We start from the raw sequence: 9,015 nt of genomic DNA on the forward strand, positions 1-9,015 counted from the left end.
AGGAGTTTGGGATCGTCGTTTCGCATGATCGGCCGGCGACACGTCTCGCCACGCGCCTTGCCTTTCTCGTCGCCGGCTTCGGTATCGCCTGCTGGGCGCCGTTGGTGCCCTTCGCCGAGCAGCGTCTCGCCGTCGATGACGCCACGCTCGGCCTCCTGCTGCTCTGCATCGGGATCGGTTCCGTCGTCGCGATGCAGTTCACCGGTGCGCTCAGCGCCCGTCATGGGGCGAAACCCGCCATCGTCGCGAGCGGCCTTGGCCTGACGGCCGCGCTGCCATTCCTGTCGGTCGTGACGACGCCCCCGGCGCTCGCCATAGCGCTCCTCGGCTTCGGCGCCGCGCTCGGATCGCTGGACGTCGCGATGAACATCCACGCGGTGGAGGTCGAGCGCGCGGCCGGCAGGCCGCTCATGTCGGGTTTCCATGCACTGTTCAGCATCGGCGGCTTCGCCGGTTCGGCATTCATGACCTTCCTCCTGTCCTCGCATCTCACTCCCTTGTCGAGCACGCTGTGTTGCGCCGCGATCATGCTCGGGGCGATCCTCGTCGCCTGGCCGCGCCTGTTGATCGGCACACAGGGCGAAACGGCGCGGGTTTTCGTCATGCCGCAGGGCATCGTGCTGCTGATCTCCGGTCTCGCCGCCGCCGCCTTTCTCGTTGAAGGAGCGCTGCTTGACTGGAGCGCGCTTCTGGTCGTCAGCGCCGACCTGACATCGGCGGCGCGGGGCGGCGTGGGCTACATGCTGTTCGCCATCGCCATGACCGCCGGGCGCCTGGCGGGCGATCGGGTGGCGGCCCGCATCGGCGACAGCGCAACCCTTTTCTGGAGCGGCATCCTGGCAGTCGCCGGGTTCGTCGTCCTGCTTGCGGCATCGACCGCGGTGCCGGCGATGTCGGGCTTCGTACTGATCGGTCTTGGCTCCGCGAACATCGTGCCGGTGCTGTTCCGCAAGGCGGGCTCGCAGACCGTCATGCCGCCGGCGCTCGCGATCAGCGGGATGACGACGGCGGGCTATGCCGGCATCCTGGCCGGCCCCGCCGCGATGGGCTTCGTCTCCAAGGCCGTCGGGTTGCACAACGCCTTCTGGATGCTGGCGGCATTGCTCTGCCTCGTGCCGGCGACCGCGCGGTTCGTTGCGGGTGGATCGGCCGATGGACGATAGCGCCGTTCCGCATCCGCCGGCGGGAAGGCCATATGTCAACGCATGCAACAGAAACCCGCCGGCCCCGGAAATCCGACCCGCGCCATAACCCAACCATCTCTTCAATTGACGCATCGGCGCCCCGACCCTATAAGCCGCCCCCACTGACGGGTCGCCCGAAAGGCGCACCCGTCTTCGTGTTTGTGTCATCCGTTGTGTCATCCTCTGGGCCGGCGCCCCGTTGCCGGCCGATGTCGGAGAGTAGCCGTGAAGCGCACCTATCAACCGTCCAAGCTGGTCCGCAAGCGCCGGCACGGGTTCCGCGCCCGCATGGAGACCGTCGGCGGCCGCAAGGTGCTGGCCAGCCGCCGCGCCAAGGGCCGCAAGCGCCTGTCCGCCTGAGACCCGGACCGCTGGTGTGCCGACCATGCCAGCCAAGACCGTGATGCAGCCCGGCTTCCAAACCGCCAAGGCGGCTCCGGGGCGCCTGAAGCGCAGAGCCGAGTTCTTGAAGGCCGCTGCGTCCGGCCGCAGGGCCGCGATCGGCGGCCTCGTCCTGCAGGCCCTTCCCCGCAACGACGACGCCCCCGCTCGGCTTGGCTTCACCGTCACCAGGAAAGTCGGGAACGCCGTCATCCGCAACCGCACCCGCCGCCGGCTGAAGGAAGCCGCCCGCCTGCTGCTGGCGGAACGCCCGATCCAAGGCGTCGACCTGGTGCTGATCGGCCGCGACAGCACCCGTGGTCGTGATTTCAAGGCGTTACAGTCCGATCTGCGCAAAGCGCTTGAAAGGACGGGCGTGACATGAGCGGCATGGCGCGCCTCGGCGCGCAGATCGGCATCGGCGCGATACGCACCTATCAGTGGACCATCCGGCCCCTGATCGGGGCGAACTGCCGTTTCTATCCCAGTTGCAGCGACTATGCGATCGAGGCGCTGCACACGCACGGGCCCCTCAAGGGCTCCGCGCTCGCGGCCAGGCGTATCCTGCGCTGCAATCCATGGCATGAAGGCGGTTACGATCCGGTGCCCGGATCGGAGCCACGAGTGGGGCATTGATGGATCAACGACGGCTTTTCCTGGCGATCGCGGTATCGCTGGCGATCCTGCTGGGCTTCGAGTACCTGGTCGCGCCGCATCTGCCCAAACCGGCGCCGGTGCCGGCGCAGCACGTCGCCACGGCGGACCACCCGGCCACGACGCCGAAGGAGGGCGCACCCGGTTCGGCCGCCCCCGGGCCGGCGCAGGTGAGCAGCGTGCCCAAGAACGTGCCGCGCGTCGAGATCGCCGCCCCCGCCGTGGAAGGCTCCATCAGCCTGCTGGGCGCGCGGCTGGACAGCTTGGTGCTGCGCGACTACCGGGAGGACCTGAAGCCCGATTCCCCCCTGGTCCGCCTGCTGGAGCCTCGGTCGGACGCGCATCCTTACTATGTCCAGTACGGATGGACGGCCCCTGCGGGGGAGACCGTCAAGCTGCCGGACGACGATACGGTCTGGACCGCATCGGGCAAGACGCTGTCGCCCGGCCAGCCGGTCACGCTGTCCTGGGACAACGGCGAGGGCCTGACGTTCCAGATCGGCCTCGCGATCGATGACGATTACATGTTCACCGTAACCCAGACGGTGAAGAACGCCACCGCCAAACCGGTCAACCTGTTCCCCTGGTCGCGCATCCGCCGCGACTACCTGCCCGAGACCTCGGGCTATTATGTCCTGTTCGAGGGCTTGCTGGGCGTCGCCGACGGCACGCTGCACAACACGACGTATTCCAGTGCCAAGTCGGAGGGCGAGAAGAACAAGGGCGTCGCCTTCGATACCGCGACGACCGGCGGCTGGGCCGGCATCACCGACAAGTACTGGCTGACCGCGCTGGTGCCGAACCAGGGCATGGCTTCGAAGCTGAATTTCCGCCACATTGGCGACAACGGCGACCACTACCAGGTCGATTACATCACGACCAATCCGATGACCGTGCCGGCGAACGGCGACTTCACCTCGGTCAGCCATGTCTTCGCCGGCGCCAAGGTCGCCTCCATCCTGTCCGGCTACGAGAAGAGCCTGCACATCCCGCTGTTCGACTATGCGGTCGACTGGGGCTGGTTCTGGTTCCTGACGCGGCCGATCTTCCTGGCGATCGATTGGCTGAACAGCCTGATCGGCAATTTCGGCGTGGCGATCATGGTGTTCACCGTGTTCGTCAAGATCCTGTTCTTCCCCCTGGCCAACTACTCCTATCGCTCCATGAGCAAGATGAAGCTGCTGGCGCCGCGGATGACCGCGGTCCGGGAGCGGTTCAAGGACGATCCGCAGAAGATGCAGCAGGAGATGATGGGTCTGTACAAGGCCGAGAAGGTCAATCCGGCCTCCGGCTGCCTGCCGATGATCGTGCAGATCCCGGTGTTCTTCTCGCTCTACAAGGTGATCTTCGTCACCATCGAGATGCGGCAGGCACCCTTCTTCGGCTGGATCCACGATCTGTCGCAGGTCGACCCCACCAACATCTTCAACCTGTTCGGGTTGCTGCCGTTCGATCCCACGCAGATCAGCCCGCTGCTGCATCTGGGGGCCTGGCCGCTGATCATGGGCCTGACAATGTTCGCCCAGCAGAAGATGAACCCGCCGCCGCCCGATCCCGTGCAGGCGAAGATGTTCCAGTTCATGCCGGTCATCTTCACCTTCATGATGGCGAAGTTCCCGGCCGGGCTGATCATCTACTGGTCATGGAACAACACGCTGTCCGTCGCCCAGCAATGGCTGATCCAGCGCCGGACCAAACTCGCCAAACCGTCGCTTGCCCGGACCTGACCCGGATTCCGTCCCTGCCGGGGGCCTGCCAAGGGACCCGGGGGAGGACCCTGAGGCCCTGGAAGCCGGCCGGCTGCTGTTTGCCGCCGAATGCCGGTTCTTCCACGGCGCCCAGCGGCTGGACCAACTGCCGCCAATCGCCGGGCCGGAGGTCGCCTTCGCCGGGCGGTCGAACGTCGGAAAGTCCTCTTTGCTGAATGCGCTGACCGGGCGCAACCACCTCGCCCGCGTCTCCTCGGAGCCGGGGCGGACACGGCAGTTGAACTTCTTCGATCTCGGCGGACGGCTGACGCTGGTGGACATGCCCGGCTATGGCTATGCACGCGCCTCCAAGGACATCAAGGCCGACTGGCAGGGCATGATGTTCGACTACCTGCGCGGCCGGCCCACCTTGCGGCGCGTCGTCCTGTTGCTCGACTCCCGGATCGAGGTGAAGCAGGCGGACCGCGACGTGATGGACCTGCTTGACAGGGCGGCGGTGACCTTCAGGATCGTGCTCACCAAAAGCGACTCGACGACACCCCCGGCGCTGGCGCGGAAGGTTCAGGAGGTCGAAGCGCTCGTCCGGACCCACCCGGCCGCGTTTCCGGGCGTGCTGGTGACCAGCAGTGAAACCGGCGCCGGGATACCCGCCTTAAGGTCCGAGCTGACAGCCCTTGCGATGTAGGGTCGGGGAACGGCTCTAGTATCGGGGACGCGAAGGACAGAGCCAATGGCAAGGAAAACCAAGGCACCGGCGGTTCCCACGGCGAGGGTGACCAGCGAGATCCGGGACGTCATGGCGGAGATCGCCGCCACCGTGATCAGCGACTATTTCTTCGATCCGGAGCGCGAGGAAGATTACAGGGCGACGCTTGCGCATGCCAAGGCTGCCGGGAAGGCGCCTTTCCAGCTCGATATCGACCCCGACAGCGCCGATATCGACGCAGGGGCTTGCTACCTGACGCTCTTGGGCCTGAAGGACCTCGGGTCCTTCCGCCTCTGCATCCTGGGCCCGGACTTCGAGATCGCGAGCGACGGCGTCTGGAGCTTCGATACCGGGGAATTCTCACCCGCGAAGGTCGCGATCGCTGAAGGGACCGCCCGCGCTCTGCTCTCCGGACTCGATCAGCTTGCCGATACGCTGCTGATGGCCGAAAGCCTGGATGAGCTGGCCGCGCTCAAAGACATGTTCGAGGAGGAGGGAGACGACGACCTTCTCCCCCAGAGCCAGGGCGCTCCCGCGGAGCAGGCGGTCCTGGCCCGGATCGCGAAGCGGATCGCTGCGACCCGCGACCCGATGCTGACGCTCGAGGAGCGCGAATTGCTGGACGCTTCGCCGCATTTGCTGCCTGTGACCCTCGAAACCTTCATCGAAGAGGCGGCCAAGCCCGGCATGTCCTCCGACGCGCCCCTCCTGATCGCCTGGGCCTGCATTTTCTTCGCTCAACTCGAGTTGCTGCGTTTCCGCTTGGAAGGCGGATACCACTGGGCCGGCAAGCTGCTGCGCGAGGCACAGGAACGCATCCTGACGGCCGCCGAGCAGGCGGAGGTCCCCGCGGAGTCCTGGATGCTCCTGATCAAGAGCCTGACCGATGCACGGGTCCCGATATCCGCGTCGATGCAGGAACGCCTTGCCGAGGCGGGAGGGATGCTGAACGGCGACACGCTATCGTCCGAAGATCTCCTCGGTTCGGTGCGCGAGATGCTCGACACTTTGGCCAGCATGAGCGAATCGCCGTTCGATATCGTCGACAGCGTGCAGGGCAACAGCGCCATCACGCCGCCGAACGTGCGCTGCTTCGTGGCGACCGAGCTGATGGGGTCGGAGAATGCGATGCTGGCCGACGCGGTGCCTCTGCTGCTGTTCGACCTCGACGCGTCCGTGCGCCGTCATGTCGCACTGACGCTGGATCAGGCGACGAAGGCCCGCGCCCTCTCCGCCACCTCGCTGCGGCGGCTGATCGGCCTGCGCAACTGGCTGCCGCCGCGAGAGCGGGCGGCGATCGACTCGACGATCCGGACCGCTCGGATTGGCGGCATGGAGCCGGATGCATGGCCTCGAACGCCGGACAAGGTGGAGGTCCTCGCATCCCTGGTCGACGGAGCGGCCGGGCAAAGCGTCATCCTGATTGACCGGTCGGAGCGCAAGATGACGATCGCCGGCGTGCTGATCCGCCACGGTGTGGGCGTCGTCGATGCCTGGATCCAGCCGGGGCTTTCACGCCGCGAAAGCTCGGAACTGCTGGAAGTGGTCCGACAGGACATCGGCGCGAAGCGGGTCGGGACGTCGTTTGGCGACCGGATCGTCCAGCATGCGCTGGCGGTCGGGCTGCGGGACGAGATGGTGCCCCCCGCATCGTTGCTGCGCGTTGCCGAGGCGTTCGGCATCTCGACTTGGCAGGATCGGCACATCGACCTCGCGGCGGAGGTCGAGACGGAGTTCGGCCAGTTGCCGCCCAAGGATCGCACCACCGCGGGATTGGCCGCTCTGCACGCGCGTGCGCTGCAGGCGATGGACCGCATCGCGATCTTCGCGTCCTGGTTCGAGGCAGGAACGGATATCGAGAAGCGCTACGCGAAGATGCCGGCGAAACAGGCGGTGACGGAGCTTCTGAAGCGCGAGTTGCAGGAAAAGCGGCGTGACTGGGCGGAACGGTTCCTGTTCACGGCGCTGCGCTGCAAGGCCAGCCAGGACCCGCTGGAATGCGACGTCGCGGCCCCGCTGTTCGCCGTCGCCAGGGCGCTGACCGGCGACGAGCCGCTCTCCGGCATTCCGGCGATGCAACGGATCGCCAAGGCCACCGTGGAGGCGCTGCCCCATGGGAAGTTGCCCTACTAAGGACGTGGGAAGCGCCGTCGTCGGCTTTGTGCCGGCCGTCCGAGGCTTTTGCCCGGCCGGGTCGTGGCTGCCGGGAGGCAGTGAGACGAAGGGTCAAGGAACGCGGGTTGCTCTCACACCGCGACCGCCGGTTCCGTCCGGATCATCATCTCCAGCAGCCGCAGGATGTCCCCGGCCGTCGTCAGGCGCGGGCGGTCGCGCGCCGGGTCCGGTTTCAGGCCGTCGATCGGATCGGCCATGCCCGACGGCAATCCGGCCAGCACGGTCATGGCGTTGCTGGGGAAGCGCCGGCGGTCGGCAGGGGCGAAGCTCAGCACGGTCACCTCGGCGTGGCGGGGATCCGCGGCGATCTGCTCGAAGAGGCGATCGAGCGCCTCCCGCGATCCTTCCAGTGCCTGTGCGAAGCCGGCGCCGGTGAACAGGAGCGCGCCCGTCACGCCGATCAGGTCGTTGCGGCGGCGGGATGTGGCGGCGATCTGCTCCAACTCGGGATCGGGCGCGCCCGGCGGAGGACATGCGACGCGCCGGCTGCAATAAATCAGCCGGTAGAGCGGCTGGCTGGAATGAAGCCTCCGCATCAGGCGCCGACGGACCTCGGGGCCGCGATTTCGGGTAACGGATCGGCAACGTCCTCAAGCGTCATCCAGCGGCCCCTTCCCGCCCGTTTCGCACCGCCGACCGCGATCTCGGCGGCGCGCAGCAGTGCGTCGGCCTGGGTGCCGGCGACGGGGTAATAGGCGAGGCCGATGCTGGCGGTGATGCTGATCGCTTCCCCTTCGATCTGGAACGGCATGGCCAAGGCGTGGAGGATACGGGCCGCCAGCGGTTCCGCCGTCATGGTGTCGCGGGCCAGCACGACGAACGAGTCGCCGCCATGCCGTCCCAGCAGGTCGCCGCCGCGCACCTCGCTCCTCAGCCGCCGCGCGACCAGGCACAGCAGCGCGTCGCCGGTCGGTCTGCCATAGGTGTCGTTGACCGCGGTGAAATGATCGATGTCGATCAGCATGACGCAGAAATGCCCTTCGGCGCCGGCCAGGGTCAGGCCGTCCTCCAGTGCCGTGTGGAAGCCGCGACGGTTGCTCAGGCCCGTCAGCGCGTCCAGCCAGGTGTCGGGACCGTCGAACATCAGCGTCGGCGGCTGGTCGTCGATCAGCAGCAGCCAGCGCTGGTTGGTGATGGAGCGCAGGCGCAGCAGCAGGTGGCCGTCGCGGCCATAGGTCAGCCGCATCACCGAATCCGCCTCCAGCCCGTCACCGGGGATCTGTTCGCGGCAGAACCGACCGATGGCCTCGCGATGGCTTCTGCTCAGGGCCCGGGCTTGGGACAGCATGTCGTCCAGCGACGGCGCGGCTTCCGAGAGGACGGAGGGCGCGTCGAGCAGCGTGACGGCTTGGCGGTTCCAGTGCCGCAGGCGCAACTGGCTGTCCAGGACGATGACGGCGATCGGCAGATGCTCCAGAACCGCGCTGGCCAGAACGCTGCCAGGCTGGCGGCGTCGGCGGGGAGTGGCGTGCGGCACGGAGCCGGCGGACAATCCATCCGGGATGGAGACAGCCGTGGTTCGAGGCACCGGTATACTCCTGCTGAGCGAAGACATCGGACGGACGACGCGAATCGCCTGGTCCTGACTTCGACCCTAGGATCAGCCGCCTTAACGAAACGTTAATGGCGTGTCGTTTTCCGAGCATGCCCGGAATGCGGCGGGGGATACGCTTGACCCTGGCGGCGCCGTCGCCGTAAACGCGGCGACATGACCGAATCACCGCTGTCTTCGACCAGCGTCGCCGCCGCGCAGGAGCATGCCCATGTCCTTGCACAGGCCCTTCCGTTTCTCAGGCGTTACGCCGGCGCGACGGTGGTGGTGAAGTACGGCGGCCACGCGATGGGCGAGGAACACCTCGCGACGCAGTTCGGCCAGGACATCGCCCTGCTCAAGCAGGTGGGCCTCAACCCTGTCGTGGTGCATGGCGGCGGCCCGCAGATCAATGCCATGCTGAAGCGGCTGGCGATCCAGTCCACCTTCGTCGACGGGCTGCGCGTCACCGACGCCGCGATGGTCGAGGTGGTGGAGATGGTGCTGGCCGGCACCGTCAACAAACAGGTCGCCGGCCTGATCAATCGCGCGGGCGCGCTCGCGGTCGGCATCTGCGGCAAGGACGGCGGGCTGATCCGCGCCCGCAAATTGCAGCGCACGGTGCGCGACCCGGACAGCAATATCGAGCGGGCGCTCGACCTCGGCTTCGTCGGC

General features: G+C 67.2%; 10 protein-coding genes. 8 read left to right on the plus strand and 2 right to left on the minus strand.

The genetic code is table 11. The features are described from left to right. Positions 1-11 precede the first annotated feature (11 nt). From VHB27_RS10650 to VHB27_RS10680, 7 genes are all read left to right on the plus strand, one after another. Complete coding sequence (locus VHB27_RS10650) at positions 12-1,163, plus strand: MFS transporter (protein WP_325600115.1); 1,152 nt, start codon at positions 12-14, stop codon at positions 1,161-1,163. Between the two features lie 246 nt (positions 1,164-1,409). Then, a complete protein-coding gene (rpmH, locus tag VHB27_RS10655; RefSeq protein WP_325600094.1) occupies positions 1,410-1,544 on the plus strand; it encodes a 50S ribosomal protein L34 in 135 nt (44 codons plus the stop codon). Between the two features lie 25 nt (positions 1,545-1,569). Continuing rightward, positions 1,570-1,950 (plus strand): ribonuclease P protein component, encoded by a 381-nt coding sequence (rnpA, locus tag VHB27_RS10660; RefSeq protein ID WP_325600096.1) that lies wholly within the window; start codon positions 1,570-1,572, stop codon positions 1,948-1,950. 5 nt (positions 1,951-1,955) lie between these two features. Next, complete coding sequence (yidD, locus tag VHB27_RS10665) at positions 1,956-2,201, plus strand: membrane protein insertion efficiency factor YidD (protein ID WP_325600117.1); 246 nt, start codon at positions 1,956-1,958, stop codon at positions 2,199-2,201. Next, positions 2,201-3,946 carry a membrane protein insertase YidC gene (yidC, locus tag VHB27_RS10670; protein WP_325600098.1) on the plus strand — a complete coding sequence of 582 codons (1,746 nt, stop codon included), beginning with the start codon at positions 2,201-2,203 and terminating at the stop codon, positions 3,944-3,946. Before yidD ends, yidC begins: the two co-directional genes overlap by 1 nt. 25 nt (positions 3,947-3,971) lie before the next feature. Beyond that, positions 3,972-4,613 (plus strand): ribosome biogenesis GTP-binding protein YihA/YsxC, encoded by a 642-nt coding sequence (yihA, locus tag VHB27_RS10675; protein ID WP_325600119.1) that lies wholly within the window; start codon positions 3,972-3,974, stop codon positions 4,611-4,613. 45 nt (positions 4,614-4,658) lie between these two features. Beyond that, positions 4,659-6,767 carry a hypothetical protein gene (locus VHB27_RS10680; RefSeq protein ID WP_325600100.1) on the plus strand — a complete coding sequence of 703 codons (2,109 nt, stop codon included), beginning with the start codon at positions 4,659-4,661 and terminating at the stop codon, positions 6,765-6,767. A gap of 113 nt (positions 6,768-6,880) precedes the next feature. On the opposite strand, the gene VHB27_RS10685 is transcribed toward VHB27_RS10680, so the two are convergent. Together VHB27_RS10685 and VHB27_RS10690 are read right to left on the minus strand one after the other, a co-directional pair. After that, positions 6,881-7,345: a BLUF domain-containing protein gene (locus VHB27_RS10685; protein WP_325600102.1), complete on the minus strand. Its 465-nt coding sequence runs from the start codon at positions 7,343-7,345 to the stop codon at positions 6,881-6,883. Beyond that, positions 7,345-8,337 (minus strand): sensor domain-containing diguanylate cyclase, encoded by a 993-nt coding sequence (locus tag VHB27_RS10690; RefSeq protein ID WP_325600109.1) that lies wholly within the window; start codon positions 8,335-8,337, stop codon positions 7,345-7,347. Before VHB27_RS10690 ends, VHB27_RS10685 begins: the two co-directional genes overlap by 1 nt. Positions 8,338-8,517: 180 nt before the next feature. Here VHB27_RS10690 and argB point away from each other — a divergent pair. Further along, positions 8,518-9,015, plus strand: a 498-nt coding sequence (argB, locus tag VHB27_RS10695) for an acetylglutamate kinase (RefSeq protein ID WP_325600111.1), incomplete at its 3' end; no start/stop codon positions are given.

Origin of the sequence: Rhodopila sp., assembly GCF_035548235.1 — a bacterium.
In the GTDB taxonomy this organism is placed as follows: Bacteria; Pseudomonadota; Alphaproteobacteria; order Acetobacterales; family Acetobacteraceae; genus Rhodopila.

Bases quoted from the DNA above. Each gene is read 5' to 3' on its own strand.
- rnpA (WP_325600096.1), top strand. From the start codon at position 1,570: ATGCCAGCCAAGACCGTGATGCAGCCCGGCTTCCAAACCGCCAAGGCG.
- yidD (WP_325600117.1), top strand. From the start codon at position 1,956: ATGGCGCGCCTCGGCGCGCAGATCGGCATCGGCGCGATACGCACCTAT.
- yidC (WP_325600098.1), top strand. From the start codon at position 2,201: ATGGATCAACGACGGCTTTTCCTGGCGATCGCGGTATCGCTGGCGATC.
- VHB27_RS10680 (WP_325600100.1), top strand. From the start codon at position 4,659: ATGGCAAGGAAAACCAAGGCACCGGCGGTTCCCACGGCGAGGGTGACC.
- VHB27_RS10685 (WP_325600102.1), bottom strand. From the start codon at position 7,345: ATGCGGAGGCTTCATTCCAGCCAGCCGCTCTACCGGCTGATTTATTGC.